This window comes from [Clostridium] fimetarium, assembly GCF_900111235.1.
Classification (GTDB): Bacteria; Bacillota; Clostridia; order Lachnospirales; family Lachnospiraceae; genus Clostridium_N; species Clostridium_N fimetarium.
This window is the reverse complement of the sequence record NZ_FOJI01000008.1, coordinates 62,625-78,635: the sequence shown is the minus strand read 5'-3', so window position 1 is coordinate 78,635 and position 16,011 is coordinate 62,625. Positions and strand designations below refer to the sequence as shown.

18 protein-coding genes are annotated in these 16,011 nt (G+C 32.1%); 17 read left to right on the top strand and 1 reads right to left on the bottom strand.

All coding sequences use genetic code 11. The features are described from left to right. Positions 1 to 4 precede the first annotated feature (4 nt). The 7 genes from mreD to mgsA all read left to right on the top strand — a co-directional run bounded on the left by mreD (position 5) and on the right by mgsA (position 6,752). Entirely contained in the window at positions 5 to 523 is a 519-nt protein-coding gene (mreD, locus tag BMY18_RS11190; protein WP_092454026.1) for a rod shape-determining protein MreD, read from the top strand. Further along, entirely contained in the window at positions 516 to 3,287 is a 2,772-nt protein-coding gene (locus tag BMY18_RS11185) for a penicillin-binding transpeptidase domain-containing protein (protein ID WP_092454024.1), read from the top strand. The genes mreD and BMY18_RS11185 overlap by 8 nt, the downstream gene beginning before the upstream one ends. A 40-nt stretch (positions 3,288 to 3,327) precedes the next feature. Further along, positions 3,328 to 3,999 carry a septum site-determining protein MinC gene (minC, locus tag BMY18_RS11180; protein WP_092454022.1) on the top strand — a complete coding sequence of 224 codons (672 nt, stop codon included), beginning with the start codon at positions 3,328 to 3,330 and terminating at the stop codon, positions 3,997 to 3,999. A 103-nt stretch (positions 4,000 to 4,102) separates the two neighbouring features. After that, positions 4,103 to 4,894: a septum site-determining protein MinD gene (minD, locus tag BMY18_RS11175; RefSeq protein WP_092454020.1), complete on the top strand. Its 792-nt coding sequence runs from the start codon at positions 4,103 to 4,105 to the stop codon at positions 4,892 to 4,894. 19 nt (positions 4,895 to 4,913) lie between these two features. Continuing rightward, entirely contained in the window at positions 4,914 to 5,198 is a 285-nt protein-coding gene (minE, locus tag BMY18_RS11170) for a cell division topological specificity factor MinE (protein WP_092454018.1), read from the top strand. Positions 5,199 to 5,216: 18 nt separating this feature from the next. Beyond that, on the top strand, positions 5,217 to 6,341 hold the full coding sequence (locus tag BMY18_RS11165; protein ID WP_092454015.1) for an FtsW/RodA/SpoVE family cell cycle protein: 1,125 nt from the start codon (positions 5,217 to 5,219) through the stop codon (positions 6,339 to 6,341). Positions 6,342 to 6,356: 15 nt separating this feature from the next. Then, positions 6,357 to 6,752 carry a methylglyoxal synthase gene (mgsA, locus tag BMY18_RS11160; RefSeq protein WP_092454013.1) on the top strand — a complete coding sequence of 132 codons (396 nt, stop codon included), beginning with the start codon at positions 6,357 to 6,359 and terminating at the stop codon, positions 6,750 to 6,752. 91 nt (positions 6,753 to 6,843) lie between these two features. On the opposite strand, the gene BMY18_RS11155 is transcribed toward mgsA, so the two are convergent. Further along, positions 6,844 to 7,047, bottom strand: coding sequence for a DUF378 domain-containing protein (locus tag BMY18_RS11155; protein WP_092454011.1), 204 nt, complete (start codon positions 7,045 to 7,047; stop codon positions 6,844 to 6,846). Positions 7,048 to 7,245: 198 nt separating this feature from the next. On the opposite strand from BMY18_RS11155, the gene BMY18_RS11150 reads away from it, so the two are divergent. The 10 genes from BMY18_RS11150 (at position 7,246) to BMY18_RS11105 (ending at position 15,915) form a co-directional block, all read left to right on the top strand. Further along, on the top strand, positions 7,246 to 8,637 hold the full coding sequence (locus BMY18_RS11150; RefSeq protein WP_092454008.1) for a biotin/lipoyl attachment domain-containing protein: 1,392 nt from the start codon (positions 7,246 to 7,248) through the stop codon (positions 8,635 to 8,637). Positions 8,638 to 8,741: 104 nt separating this feature from the next. Then, a complete protein-coding gene (locus BMY18_RS11145; RefSeq protein WP_092454250.1) occupies positions 8,742 to 9,434 on the top strand; it encodes a YggS family pyridoxal phosphate-dependent enzyme in 693 nt (230 codons plus the stop codon). A 14-nt stretch (positions 9,435 to 9,448) separates the two neighbouring features. Then, entirely contained in the window at positions 9,449 to 9,982 is a 534-nt protein-coding gene (locus BMY18_RS11140) for a cell division protein SepF (protein ID WP_092454006.1), read from the top strand. 13 nt (positions 9,983 to 9,995) lie between these two features. Further along, complete coding sequence (locus tag BMY18_RS11135) at positions 9,996 to 10,748, top strand: YlmH/Sll1252 family protein (protein ID WP_092454004.1); 753 nt, start codon at positions 9,996 to 9,998, stop codon at positions 10,746 to 10,748. Positions 10,749 to 10,847: 99 nt separating this feature from the next. Next, entirely contained in the window at positions 10,848 to 11,936 is a 1,089-nt protein-coding gene (gene aroB / locus BMY18_RS11130; RefSeq protein ID WP_092454002.1) for a 3-dehydroquinate synthase, read from the top strand. A gap of 40 nt (positions 11,937 to 11,976) precedes the next feature. Further along, positions 11,977 to 12,513, top strand: coding sequence for a signal peptidase II (gene lspA, locus BMY18_RS11125; RefSeq protein ID WP_092454000.1), 537 nt, complete (start codon positions 11,977 to 11,979; stop codon positions 12,511 to 12,513). Then, a complete protein-coding gene (locus tag BMY18_RS11120) occupies positions 12,506 to 13,429 on the top strand; it encodes an RluA family pseudouridine synthase (protein WP_092453998.1) in 924 nt (307 codons plus the stop codon). Before lspA ends, BMY18_RS11120 begins: the two co-directional genes overlap by 8 nt. Before the next feature lie 126 nt (positions 13,430 to 13,555). Beyond that, positions 13,556 to 14,218, top strand: coding sequence for an L-serine ammonia-lyase, iron-sulfur-dependent subunit beta (gene sdaAB, locus BMY18_RS11115; protein WP_092453996.1), 663 nt, complete (start codon positions 13,556 to 13,558; stop codon positions 14,216 to 14,218). A 30-nt stretch (positions 14,219 to 14,248) separates the two neighbouring features. Beyond that, entirely contained in the window at positions 14,249 to 15,127 is an 879-nt protein-coding gene (gene sdaAA, locus BMY18_RS11110) for an L-serine ammonia-lyase, iron-sulfur-dependent, subunit alpha (RefSeq protein ID WP_092453994.1), read from the top strand. A gap of 161 nt (positions 15,128 to 15,288) precedes the next feature. After that, complete coding sequence (locus BMY18_RS11105; protein ID WP_092453992.1) at positions 15,289 to 15,915, top strand: cytidylate kinase-like family protein; 627 nt, start codon at positions 15,289 to 15,291, stop codon at positions 15,913 to 15,915. The last annotated feature ends 96 nt before the right edge of the window (positions 15,916 to 16,011 follow it).

Sequence of the window (16,011 nt, the reverse complement as noted above, 5' to 3'; positions counted from 1 at the left end):
CATTATGAAAAGAAAAATAGGTGAATTAATTTTAATAGTGTTTTTGTATCTCATCCAAAGTACTTATGGAAGATATATTGAAATAGGGGGAATCACGCCGAATCTTTTAATAATTGTTCCAGTTTTGTTTGGGTTCTTAAATGGTAAAAATGAAGGGATATATGTGGGCTTGGTGAGTGGCCTTTTATATGATTTGTTCTTCAATAATATTGTAGGATTCACAGCACTTATTTTTATGTATATTGGATATTTTGCTGGATTTTACTATAAAAAATATGAGGAATCTGAAATGTTGTTCCCATTGCTGATTTTATTCCTTGGAAATATGGGATTTGAATTATTTGCTTATATTGGAAACTTTTTACTACATAATAAACTTGATATATTATATTATATGACAAGAATTGTTATACCCGAAGTAGTATATACCATATTTGTAACTATTATAATTTATAAGCCATTTGTATTCTTGAATGCGAAGCTTGAGAGTAAGGAAAAAAGGAGAGTTAAAAATTTTGATTAGGAATATAATTGATGATGTATTAAGCTTTTTTAAATCCAGACTTTTACCAATGATAGTTGTTTTTGTTGTCCTTTTTTTTCTCTTGATTAATCGACTTTTCAGTTTGCAGATTATCAATGGGCAATCATATGTTGAGAATGTAGCAAAATCAATTGAAAAAGATACAAGTATTGCGGCTACAAGAGGCAGAATCTTTGATAAAAATGGGGTGCTATTAGCTTATAACGAATTGGCTTACTCTGTAAAGATTAGTGATAGTGGTACGTATGGTTCAAATGAAACTAAAAATGCTACCATTAACGAAACGATTAATAATACTATTAATTTAATTGAGAGCAATGGTGATAAAATAACGAATGATTTACCTATTACAGTTGATGAAAGCGGCAATTTTCAATTTACGGTTGCTGATACGTCATTGTTAAGGTTTTTGAGAGATGTTTATAAATTAAAATCTATTAATCTTCTTTCAGATGAACAAAAAAATGTAACAGCGCAGCAACTCATAGAGTATTTAAGCACAGATGAAAAAAATGGATATGGAGTGTCGTCTGAATATTCCGTCCAAAACAGGTTGGAAATTATTAATCTTAGACTATATATGTCCGCCAATTCCTATAATAGATATTTGTCTTTTACAATTGCATATGAAGCTTCCGATAAAACGGTAGCTGCAATATTAGAAAATTCCGGTCAATTAGCTGGAGTAGTGATTGAAGAAGAGTATGTGAGAAGATATGTTGATAGTGTTTACGTATCTAATATCTTGGGATATACTGGAACCGTATCTAGTAGTGATATGACAGATAATACTAAATATGAAGCGAATGATGTTGTTGGTAAAGCAGGTATTGAGCAGTCACTAGACTTAGATCTTCAAGGTACAAAAGGGTCAAAAAAGGTATATGTTGATACAGTTGGACGAGTGACGGAAGTACTTGATGAAACACAACCCGCGACAGGTAATGATATATATTTGACCATTGATATTAATTTACAGAAAAAAGTTTATGATGCAATAGAAAAAAAGTTGGTTGATATCCTATATCCCAATATTAGGAATGAAGATGGTATCGAAACACGAGTAGAACCTGGTCTAGGAGATAATGAAGGAACCACAGCTGGTTGGGCAATCCCAATTAAGAAGGTTTATTTTGCTTTGATTGATAATAATATCATTTCATTAAATAAAATTGCTAGTCAGGATTTACCGGTTGAAGCGGATGTATATAATTCGTTTTTGAGTAAGCAAGCACAAGTGGTTCCTGAAATCAATAATGAGCTTACGACGAATTCTTCGACAGTATATACAAAACTTTCAGAAGATAATAAAGCATACATGAATTATATTGAAAAAATGCTTAAAGATAACGAAATTATTAACAAAGATAGTATCGATGAGACGGATGATACTTATCAAAAATGGGGCGCTGGTAATATTAGTCTTGAAGAATATTTGACTTATGCAATTTCAAAGAATTGGATTGATATGTCAAAGCTTACGTCAGAACAGTATTCAAGCTTACGAGAAGGATATAACTCACTAGTTGAATATATCATTAATAAGATTCAAAGTGATACAGGGTTCCAAAAATTAATTTACAAGAGCCTTATAAGTTCAGGCACTGTAAACGGTAGACAGATCTGTTTGATGTTATTTGATCAAGGCGTATTAGCTCCTAATGATGCCGATTATGCTTCTCTTAATTCCGGAAGAACTGGTCCATTTGATTTTATTAAGTTAAAAGTTTTGAATAAGGAGATTACACCTGCACAGTTAGCCTTGGAACCTTGTTCTGGATCCTGTGTAATAACGAATCCTAATACTGGTGATGTTTTGGCATTGGTTTCCTATCCAGGATATGATATTAACAAATTATCTGGGACGGTGGATGCGGATTATTATAATCAATTAAATAATGATCTTTCAAAACCACTGTATGACAAAGCAACTTCGGTTCAAACAGCTCCAGGTTCGATATTTAAACTATGTTCATCCATTGCAGGACTTGAAGAAGGTGTTATATCTCCAAGTACAATGATTAATTGTAGTGGTTCATTTGATCTAGTTACACCGCCACCGAAGTGTTGGAAAATCAAAGGACATGGTGATAGAGATGTATCTACGGCAATTAGAGATTCTTGTAACGTATTTTTTTACAATGTTGGATACCGGCTTGCACTTGAAAATGGAAAGTATAATTCTATAAAAGGTACCTCTACATTACAAAAATATGCGGAGCAGTTAGGACTTGCAACAAAATCTAACATTGAAATATATGAGAAAGAGCCTCAAGCTTCTAACACGAACGCAATTGCCTCTGCAATTGGACAAGGAACGCATGATTATTCTTGTTTGAATTTGGCAAGATATGTATCTACAGTAGCAACTTCTGGGATTAATCATGATTTAACATTAGTTGATAAAGTTACAGACTCAGAGGGAAACTTGATCCGAGATAATTCGGCTGTTGTAGCAAATACAATGGATAATGTAAGTAGTTCAACATGGACTGCAGTCCATACGGGAATGAAGATGGTTATTGATTTTCAAGCTCCATTTAATGGATTTAAAGTAATTGTGGCTGGTAAGTCTGGTACTGCGCAGGAAAATTCGAATAAGCCCGATCATGCAACGTTTGTCAGTTATGCTCCATATGATGCTCCACAGGTCGCTATGGCAGTAGTAATTCCGAATGGTTATAAATCTGGTAATGTTTCTGAACTTACAGCTAACATTTATAAAATAATGGGAATGAATTAAACTAGAAAATAGTTTTATATTTAGAATTGAGGTGGAATGATTGAATAATTCAGTGGTTATTAAAGGCAATAAGAATGGAATCGTCGTTGTTTTAGATAAAAATATAGAATTCGATGAATTGAAAAATTGTCTTATTGAAAAATTCACTAGTGCTTCTAAGTTTTTTGAAAATGCGAATATGGCAATTTCATTTGAAGGAAGAAAGCTGTCAGATAATGAAGAAAGAGAAATACTGGATGTAATAGATAAAGAAACAGAACTCAATATTGTATGTGTGATTGATAATGATGAGTTACGCCAGCAGTATTTTAAAAATGCTGTTGATACAAAAATCGCTGAATCGTGTGCACATAGTGGTCAATTTTATAAAGGGACCCTACGTTCAGGACAAGTCCTTGAATCAGAAAGTAGTATTATTATACTTGGTGATGTGAATCCTGGTGGTAAAGTAATAGCAAAAGGTAATGTTGTTGTTCTTGGTAGTTTAAAGGGGAATATTTTTGCTGGTGCTGGTGGCGATGAAGATGCATTTGTGGTGGCTATTGAGATGGATCCGATGCAGATTAGAATTGGTAGTGTAATTGCTCGATGTTCAGATTCAACTACAAAGTCAAAATTAAAAAAGAGTGAAGCCAAGATTGCATATGTTGAAGACGGAAATATCTATATAGAAAAGCTTGAAAAAGATGTTTTGTCAGATATTAGAGTATAGAATTGTCTGATTATTGTTTATTTATTAAAAACCTATTGATTTAAGTTGTAAAATTAAGCATAATGTATATTAGAACGATATATTAATTGTAGGAGGATTTGGGATGAGTGAAGTAATTGTAGTTACATCTGGAAAAGGTGGCGTTGGTAAGACTACCACATCAGCAAATGTTGGGACTGGTCTTGCTATGTTGAATAAAAAAGTAGTGTTGATCGATACAGATATAGGACTTAGAAACTTAGATGTAGTAATGGGGTTAGAAAATAGAATCGTTTATAACCTTGTAGATGTCGTAGAAGGGAATTGTAGAGCGAAGCAGGCATTGATTAAGGACAAGCGTTATCCTAATCTGTTTTTACTTCCATCTGCTCAGACTAGAGATAAAACAGCTGTTTCACCTGAACAGATGAAAAAGCTTACAGAAGAACTGAAAGAAGAATTTGATTACATAATTCTTGATTGTCCAGCTGGTATCGAACAGGGCTTTAAGAATGCAATTGCTGGTGCAGATAGAGCACTTATCGTAACAACACCAGAAGTTTCAGCTATTAGAGATGCAGACCGTATTATTGGATTATTAGAAGCAGAAGAGATGAAACGCAGCGATTTAATTGTTAACAGAATTAGAATGGATATGGTAAGTCGCGGTGATATGATGTCGATTGAGGATGTTGTAGATATTTTATCAATTAATTTAATTGGTGCTGTTCCAGATGACGAAAATGTTGTAATTTCAACTAACCAAGGTGAACCGTTGGTAGGCGATGACAGCTTAGCTGGACAAGCATATATGAATATTTGCAGGAGAATTATTGGTGAAGAAGTGCCTCTACTTGATTTAAGTGGAAAAAGTAATATTTGGCAAAAAATATCTAGTATATTTAAAAAGAATTGATCTGGAGGGGGTTTGAATAATGAGTTTGTTTGATATGTTTAAAAAGAAAAATTCCAGTGATGTAGCAAAAGACAGACTTAAGCTTTTGCTTGTTTCTGATAGAGCGAATTGTTCACCAGAGATTATGGAAATGATTAAAAATGATATTATTAAAGTAATATCAAAATATATGGTTATTGACGCAGAAGGCCTTGATATTCAGATTACACAAACAGAATCTGAAAATAATAATGGCTTTGTTCCTGCTTTATTTGCAAATATTCCAATTTTAGATTTGAGGAATGGAAAGCTAGAAAAGAAATAACCGCGAAAAGGTGTTGCTATGTTTAAAAAATTTCAATTACGTTACTACAATTTCAGATTGGTTATTTTAATCTTGATTACTTCAGGTATAGGAGTACTTGTTATTAATAGTGCCAAGAATTTTTCTCTTGCCCTTAGACAATTTGAGGGTATTGGAATTGGTCTGGCAATATTAATTGTTATTTCTCTTATTGATTATAATTGGCTGCTAAGGTATTTCTGGCTTATGTATTTGTTAGATGTATTTTTATTACTACTTGTTCACTTTTTTGGAACAGAGGCTAATCATGCAAAAAGATGGATGGATTTTGGATTCGTGCAGATTCAGCCATCTGAATTTTCAAAAATACTGCTAATTTTAGCTTTAGCGAAAGTGCTTTCAATGTATAAGAACAGACTGAACACTTGGAAATTCTTATTGATTTTAGGGGTCTTTTTAAGTGTTCCAGTTGGACTCGTATTAAAAGAACCTCATTTATCTACTACTTTACTAACTTGTATGATAATATTTACAATTCTTTATTGTGCAGGTTTAAGTTACAAAATAATTGGAATAATGGTATTATCAATAGTAGTAATGATAGGTGTTGTTGCAATAGATATTCAGCAGGCAAAACCTATTTTAATTCAACCTTATCAAGTTGGCCGTATTTTGACATTTATGAGTCCGGACGAGTCAGATGCTAATTCTGCTGGAAAGTATCAACAAAAGTATTCCGTTCAAGCAATTGGCTCTGGACAATTAATGGGTAAGGGTCTTAATAATGATGATGCGTCATCAATTAAAAACGGTAATTTCATAGCGGAAGCACAAACTGATTTTATTTTTGCCGTAATTGGCGAAGAATTAGGATTTACTGGTGGATGTATTGTATTGCTTTTATTAGCATTGATAATATTTGAATGTATTTTGGCGGCTATTAGAGCAAAGGATTTTACTGGCCGCTTAATTTGCTGTGGTATGGCAGCATTAGTTTCTTATCAGACATTTATTAATGTAGGTGTTGCAACTAAGCTATTACCAAATACTGGGTTACCATTACCTTTTGTGAGTTATGGACTTAGTTCATTAGTCGCTTTGTTTGGTGGTATGGGAGTTGTAATTAATATATGTATGCAAAGGAATTCATATGATAATGATTAGGAGGGTAATAGACTTATGAATATTGGATTAATAGCTCATGATTCAAAGAAAAAACTTATGCAAAATTTTTGTATCGCATATCGTGGAATTCTTAATAAGAATCAGTTATTTGCAACAGGAACAACTGGACGTTTAGTAGAAGAGGTTACGAATTTATCTGTGCATAAATTTTTAGCGGGACATTTAGGAGGAGAACAACAACTTTGTTCACAAATCGAGCATAATCAAATCGATTTAGTTATTTTTCTTCGAGATCCATTGAATCCGCAGACACATGAACCAGATTTTAATAATATTTTTAGTTTATGTGATATGTATAATATACCATTGGCTACTAATTTGGCTACTGGAGAATTGTTAATAAAATCTCTCGATCGAGGAGATATGGAATGGCGCGAAATTTACCAATAAGACTGATTTGTATTACTTAAAATCCCCTTTACTTTTCATTATTAAAGTGAAGGGGATTTTGTAAGTATATGGTTATTAATGAAAGGTGATATTAATCTATTTCTTCAATTCTACCATATGCACTAATTAAATAAAGTCCACAAATTCCTACTGCAGCATAAATTATTTTGCTTAGCATGCTTGTTGCACCAAATAAAAATGAAACCAGATTGAAATTTATAAATCCTATAAGGCCCCAGTTAATTGATCCGATTATTACAACTGTTAAAGCAGCGTAGTCCAATCCTTTTCTCATTTAAAATCCTCCTTTATATATTTTAATATTACATATAGTATTGTTTGAAGTTATATCAAATAATATTAAGGTATTAAATGGAAATCTTTTTGCATTTCATGGCAGATTATGGTGGATTTATAGAAAAAAACTAGGCTTTTGCTTGTATACTAACATCTAAAATGCTACAATATATTAATAAAATCCTGGAGGTTTAAAATGGCAAATCGTAGAAGAGACATTGTAAAGTTTAGAAAAAAACCTCGAGCTGCTGTTATTATTTTTACAATCATACTTATATATTTGATTGCATTTATTTCAATGTACATTTCCAAATCCAAAGTAAGAACTTACGAAGTATACGCTGGATCGCTTACTTCCAATAGTGTATATAAAGGAATTGCGTTAAGAACAGAAAAAGTATTCAATTCAAGCTTTTCGGGCAATATTAATTATTATATTAGAGAAGGCGTCAAAGCTAAGGTTGGTGATACGATATATACGGTTGATGAGACAGGAAGAGTGGCGGAAATCTTATCTCAACTAAATAATGATAAAAATTCGTTATCAGCTGATAATTTGAAAGTAATTAAAAGTACACTTAATAGTTTTAAAGTGGATTATTCAGGTGATGAATTTAATAAAGTATATGATTTAAAGGCAGATATTAATTCGACTGTTTTGCAGTCAATTAATGAAAATATAGTAAATAATCTTGATTCTATAATAAGTAAAACAGGTAGCGAGAACTTGTTTCAGACTATAAAATCAGATACAAGCGGCGTTGTAGAGTATGCAATCGACGGATATGAAGAATTCAATGAAGATAAGCTTTCATCATCAGTTTTTGACAAAAATAATAATCCCAAAAACAATCTTAAAACAGAATCTTTGATTGTTGCGAATAATCCAGTATACAAGGTGATTACAAGCGAAGATTGGTTCGTATACATACCACTTGTACAAAGCGATATTGATAAATATGAGTTGACTGGTAAATCTGTAGTTAAAATCAGATTTGTAAAAGATGATATTACTACAAATGCTGATTTTAGTATTGTCGAAAAAAACGGTGGGATGTATGGAAAGCTATCTTTGAGCAAATATATGATTCGATATGCCAATGAAAGATTTTTAGATATAGAGCTTATTGCATCTAATTCTACCGGTTTGAAAATCCCTGTGACTTCATTAGTGGATAAAGATTTTTATACGATTCCAAAGGAGTATTTAACAACAGGTGGCAATAGTAATTCTTATGGATTTTTATGTGAGCATTTAAACTCAGATGGGAACTTAGTTACCGAATTTAAAGAAGTTAATATATATAGCACAACAGATACTTTGTGTTATGTTAATACAGCAGATTTTTCTCCGGGTGATAATATTGTTAAGATAGATTCAACTATGCGTCATATTATTGGTACGACGGCCGCCCTAAAAGGTGTGTATTGTGTCAATACAGGGTACACAACATTTCGTAAAGTTGAAATTATCGAACAAAATAAAGAATATTGTATTGTCAAAAAAGGTACATTATATGGCATAACAGTATATGACCATATTATTTTAGACGGATATAATATGAAAGAAAATGTTATTATATATTAGGGACAGATATAAAAAAAATCATATTGGTGTCTATGGCACGAACTTGATATGCGCATTGTCTCACCGAGCGAGACAATAAAAGATGCGCAGGAATGGGAGCAAGTATGTTAGTTGATAATCTACATGAAGTGCAATACAATATCAAAATAGCTTGTGAAAAAGCTGGTAGAAAACAAGAAGAAGTAACCTTAATTACTGTAAGTAAAACAAAACCGATATCAATGATTGAACAGTTATATGAAGTAGGCATAAGAAAATTCGGCGAGAATAAAGTTCAAGATCTAATAGATAAATACGAGGCGATGCAAAAAGATATTGAATGGCATATGATAGGACATTTACAGCGAAATAAAGTGAAATATATTGTTGATAAAGTCGCAATGATTCATTCAGTTGATTCATTAAGATTGGCTGAAGAAATCAGCAAAGAGGCAGTGAAAAAGCAACTTACAGTAAGTATTTTAATTGAGGTAAATGTAGCTGGAGAGCAAACAAAATTCGGATATGCAATAGATGAAACCGAAGAGGCTGTTCGGTTATTTTCAAAATTACCAGGATTGAGAGTAAAAGGCTTAATGACAAGTGCCCCATATGTAGTAGATCCTGAAGAAAATCGCAAATATTTTCGCTCTTTGAGGCAATTATGTGTTGACATAAATAGCAAAAACATTGATAATGTCTGTATGGACAGTTTGTCTATGGGTATGACTAATGATTATATAGTCGCGATAGAAGAAGGTGCTACACTTGTAAGGGTAGGGACAGCAATCTTTGGAGAGCGAAATTATAATAAATAATAGGAGAATTAAATATGGGTATGATAAATAAATTATTAGATGTTCTTAATTTATCTAATAACGATTATGATGATGATTACGATGATGGATATGGCAATGATGAAGATGATTATGAGGAAACTAAATCTACAAGAAAACGTTTATTTAGTGGAAAATCAGAGCCAGATGACGATAATGAAATTGACGATAAGGCTTTAAAACAAAACAAATTAGTTACTAGACAGAAAAGCAAGGTGATTCAGATGAAGAATAATAGAGGCCTTGAAGTATGTGTTATTAGACCAACTTCTATTGAAGATGCAAGAGAGATTACAGATACATTATTATCTGGAAAAGCAGTTGTTCTCAATCTTGAAGGAATTCATGTAGAGGTTGCTCAAAGAATAATCGATTTTTCAGCCGGCTCAAGTTATTCTATTGGTGGCAACCTTCAAAAGATTACAAATTACATATTTATAATTACACCTCCTAATGTTGACGTATCAGGAGATTTTCAAGAACTTGTAGCTGGTGGAATTGATTTGACTACATTTAATGAAAAATTTTAGTTAGGATTAATTGATGGATAAAGATGATCAGATTATAGTTAATAGGTTAAAGGAATTAGCGAATACATCTTATCAACGAGGTATTCCAATGTTTTCTGATTTTCTTAATATTAACGAACAAAGTTTATTTAAAAGGGAAATATCAAAAATGCCACCTGTTAGCTTTGAAGCTTTAGGTGGCTATAATTTAGCTGAAAGAACAATTATTGCAATCACACCAATAGATAGCACTAGCGTAGTACTTCCTCCAATTGTTACTATTTTGATTAAGCCTTTAAATGCAAAGTTTTCGGACACGTTAACTCACCGGGATTTTTTAGGGGCAATTTTAAATTTAGGAATTGATAGAAGTAAAATTGGAGATATAGTGGTCAATCAGAAGGGTGCATTTGTGTTTTGCATTGATAAGATGGCAATGTATGTTATAGATAATCTTACAAGGATTAAACATACTCCTGTCATATGTGAAGTTAGTGAGTTTGATGAAGAAGTATCTTTGAACTATTCAGAAATTAGCGGTAGTATTTCATCGGTGAGATTAGATAGTGTTTTGGCAATATGTTTTGAGTCTTCTCGTTCAAGTATTATTTCTAATATTGAAGAAGGTAAAGTATTTGTTAATGCCAAAGTTATGACGACAAATAGTTATAATCTAAAAGAAAACGATATTATTTCAGTTCGTGGATTAGGCAAATTCAAATATTTGGGAACTTCTGGAGTTACTAAAAAAGGACGATTTATTGCTACAATTCATAAATATATATAAATCAAAAATTCAAAACGAAAGGTGCTTCGTATATTTATTTGATTGTATTTATATGAGCAGTATCATAATTTAAAAATGTGATACAATAAGGTTATATTTATGTCGAAGACAATTACAGTTCATTATGATCAAAAACCAATTTATAATATCATGATTGAGGAGAATTTTAGGAACTTATCTGATTCTTTTTCAAAGCTATCCGTTTTAGGAAGAAAGCTATGTATCGTAACCGATAGCAATGTTGGAAAACTATATGCTGATACCGTAAAGACGGAGTTAGAGAAGACTGGAAATATTGTCTTTATCTATTCATTTATGGCAGGTGAGGAAAATAAAAATCTTGACGTAGTTTCTGATTTATATGAATTTTTGATTATGAATCAATTTGATAGAAAAGATATGTTAGTCGTATTAGGCGGTGGTGTAGTAGGTGATCTTACTGGATTTACGGCTGCTACATATCTACGCGGTATTGATTTCATTCAAATACCAACTTCATTACTAGCTCAAGTAGATTCTAGTATTGGTGGTAAGACCGGAGTTGACTTTAGGGCATATAAAAATATGGTAGGCGCATTTCATCAACCCCAATTGGTCTATATTAATCTTGCTACTTTAAAATCACTGAGTACTAGATTATTTAATTCTGGTTTTGGCGAAATAATCAAACATGGTTTTATTAAAGATAAAGCATATTATAATTGGCTTAGAGAGAATGCAGATAGCATTAAAGAATTAGATATGCAAACACTTGAAGCTATGATTTTTGTGAGTTGCAATATTAAATGTAAAGTAGTAGAACTTGATCCAACAGAACAAGGGGAAAGAGCTTTGCTTAATTTTGGTCATACATTAGGACATGCAATTGAAAAATTAATGGATTTCAAGCTATATCATGGAGAATGTGTTGCACTTGGGATGATAGCTTCACTTGAAATCTCTAAGAATAGAGGACATATAACTGAATTAGAAATGGAACAAGCTTTGGATATGTTAAAATTATACGAATTTCCTACTAGCATTTCAGGGATTACAATCGAGGATATAATCGCAATTTCTAAGAATGATAAAAAGATGGATGCAGGTAAAATTAAATTTATTTTATTAAATGAGATTGGTAATGCATATATTGACAAAACTGTTACAGATGAAGAAATGAAAAAAGCTTTAGAAATACTAATAAAATAGAAATAATATATATACTATATACAGTTGAGTAGGAGTTAATATGAGAAACGTTAAAAAAGCTAGGCAACTAATCATTTTTATAATAAGCGTGTGTTTACTTGTTGGAATCGATCAATTTACAAAATATATAGTTGAAATGAAATTAAAAGGACATAGTCCATTTGTAATTATCAAAGGAGTATTTGAATTTTCTTATCTTAGAAATACAGGAGCAGCATGGGGAATATTTAGTGGTGGAAGAATTATATTAATCATATTTACCTGCATTGTGTTAATTATTATTGCTTTCATTGTATATCGAACTCCTGATGAAAAGAAGTACCTACCTTTTAGATGTGTATTGATTTTACTCTGTGCTGGTGCAATTGGGAATATAATTGATAGAATTGTAAATAGTTATGTTATAGATTTTGTTTACTTTAAATTAATTGATTTTCCAATATTTAATGTTTCTGATATATATGTGTCAGTTTCAATGGGATTACTTATAATATTAATATTTTTTGTATATAAAGAAGAAGATTTTAATTTTTTATCACTAAAAAAAGCGAAGAAAGATATGGGCATAGATGGATAAAATTAATTTGATAATAGATAAAGATGATGTAGGAAATAGAATAGATAAGTTTCTGTCAGATGAGCTCGAAGATATTTCTAGATCATATATGCAGAAACTTATAAAGGATAATTGTGTAACAGTAAACGATAAAATCGTAAAGTCAAATTACAAACTTTCATTAGGAGATTCATTAGATGTTACTATTCCTGATTTGGTACAACCTGAAATAGTTGCAGAAGATATTCCACTTGATATCGTCTTTGAAGATGACGATCTAATCGTTATTAATAAACCAAAGGGAATGGTTGTGCATCCGGCAGTTGGTCATTATACTGGAACACTAGTAAATGCGCTTATGTTTCACTGCAAAGATAACCTATCTGGAATAAATGGTGTAATGAGACCAGGAATCGTGCATAGAATCGATATGAATACTACCGGTTTAATCGTAGTATGCAAAAATGACTTCGCACACAATAGCCTGGCTGAGCAATTGAGTGTTCATTCAATTACAAGAAAATATAATGCAATCGTCTATAATAGTTTTAAAGAAGAAGAAGGAACAATTGATGCACCTATTGGAAGAAATATTCATGATAGAAAAAAGATGGCTATTGATAAATTCGATGGTAGAAGAGCAGTGACTCATTATAAAGTCATAAAGAATATGAATAAGTTTTCTTATGTTGAATGTCAATTAGAAACTGGAAGAACACATCAGATCAGAGTTCATATGGCAAGCATTGGACATCCATTGTTAGGTGATGATGTATATACATCAGCAAAGTCTCCATATAATTTACAAGGTCAGACATTACATGCCCGTGTTTTAGGATTTATTCATCCAAGAACAAAGGAGTATGTTGAATTTGAAGCACCTTTGCCAAATTATTTCGTACGTGTACTTGAATTTATTGAAATATATAATAATTAATTTAGGAAAGAGATTGTTTGAGCGATACAGGCTTGTATACTCTCTTTTTTATTTATAATTAATGCATAATAAGATCACTTTTCATAACAATATATATGGAAAATATAATTAGGAGGTAGCATTATAATGAATATTTTTGATATTATTGGCCCAATTATGGTTGGCCCATCAAGTTCGCATACTGCTGGAGCAGTAAGGATCGGACTTGTGACACGACATTTGCTTGCACAGGAACCAGTTAGTGCAACAATTACATTACATGGATCATTTAGTGCAACTGGTTTTGGGCATGGAACACAAAAGGCTATAATTGCCGGACTTCTTGGTATGCTCCAAGATGATATGCGAATTCCTCAAAGTGATGTTATAGCGAATCAATTAGGATTTGAATATAATTTTGAATATAAAACAATCAAAGATGCACATCCTAATACAGCGTTGATTCATGTGATTGGAAGAAATGGTAGAGAAATTGAAGTACAAGCATCTTCAATTGGTGGTGGAAGAATTTTGATTAATAAGATTGATGGAATTCTTGTAAATTTTTCAGGGGAACAAAATACACTAATCGTTCATAATATTGATCAACCAGGGCATGTCGCTGAGGTGACATCAACACTTTCACATAAATCGGTGAATATTGCAACGATGCAATTATTTAGAGACGCTAGAGGTGGATATGCTGTTATGGTTATCGAGACCGACCAAGATATACCCAATGAGTCAATTGATTGGCTGAATCATCTAGAAGGTGTAATTAAAGTAACATATTTGAGTGCGGTTAAATAATCCAAATAATTATATGAGATTGGAGTTTCTATGTCTTTTAAATCAATGGAAAAAATAGTTGAGCTATGTTTAGAACAAGACAAATCATTTTATGAAATAATAATAGAAGAAGATATCAATGAAAGTGCTATAACGTTAGAGGAATCTTTAAATAAAATGACTCAAATGTGGAAAGCTATGATTGATGCTAGCGATAATTATGATGGAAAGTTAAAATCAAAAAGTGGATTAGTTGGTGGAAATGGCCTGAAAATGTTGGAATATTTAGATAAAAAAGACAGCTATTGCGGATCATTTACAACAAAAGTGATTGCTGAGGCACTTAAAATGGGAGAATCAAATGCATGTATGAAAAGAATTGTCGCTGCACCTACAGCAGGGTCATGCGGAGTTATTCCAGCAGTTTTGATTTCATATTACCAATACGCTGATATTTCCGAGAAAGACATTATTCAAGCATTATACGTTGCCGGTGGAATTGGTCAAGTAATAGCGGAAAGAGCATTTGTTTCAGGGGCGGCTGGTGGCTGTCAAGCAGAGGTTGGAGTAGCATCAGCCATGGCATCAGGAGCACTTGTATTCCTTAAAAATGGAACGGTTGAGCAAATATGCCATGCTACAGCAATGACACTCAAAAATTTATTAGGACTTGTTTGTGATCCTGTAGCCGGATTAGTTGAGGTTCCTTGTGTGAAAAGAAATGTAATAGGAGCTGTAAATGCACTTTCCTGTGCCGATATGGCCCTAGCCGGAATAGAAAGCCAAGTGCCAGTAGATCAAGTTATTGACGCAATGAAAGAGATAGGCGAAAACATGGATACGATGTACAAAGAAACTGCGTGTGGTGGATGCGGAATCACACCACGAGCTGTAGAAATTGAAAATGAACTTAGAAGTACAAATATATAATAAATTGTCAAAATATGAAATTATAAGATGATAATTGTATGCATTTACCAAAAACTATGTGAAATTATTGGTAAATCATAAAAACAACTGGAAATATCTGTTTAATCGTTGTATACTGTACATATAATAAACTTGTATATTTATACAAAGGGGGTACTATTATGAATAAGAAAACTGTAATTACGATAGGACGTGAATTCGGTAGTGGAGGTCACGAGATTGGTCAGAAACTTGCGGAGGAATTAGGAATTAAGTGCTACGATAAAGAATTGTTAGCATTAGCAGCAAAGGATAGTGGCTTATGTGAAGAACTATTTATTAATCATGATGAAAAACCTACAAACAGCTTTTTGTATTCCCTAGTAATGGACACGTATTCATTAGGATACACAACATCTTATGTCGATATGCCAATTAATCACAAAGTGTTTTTAGCACAATTTGAAACAATTAAAAAACTAGCTGATAGAGAATCATGTATAATCGTTGGTAGGTGTGCAGATTATGCACTAGAAAGTAATCCACATGCAATCAGTGTATGGATAACCTCCGATATATCTGCTAGAGTTGATCGCATCAAGAGAATATATCAACTAAATGATTCAAAGACAGCTGATTTAATTCAGAAAACTGACAAACGTCGCGCAAGCTACTATAATTATTATTCTAGTAAGAAGTGGGGCGAAGCCAAAGGATATGATCTGTGTTTGAATAGTGGGAAACTTGGAATTGATGGTACAATCGAAGTGATTAAAAAATTTATTGAAATGAGAGAACGACAGTTTTAAATTTAATATTGAACCATATAAAATCAAACAATAAATCAATTTATAAAATAAAATTATTTATAATTTTATTTAATGAATTTAATAAGGAAATATAAT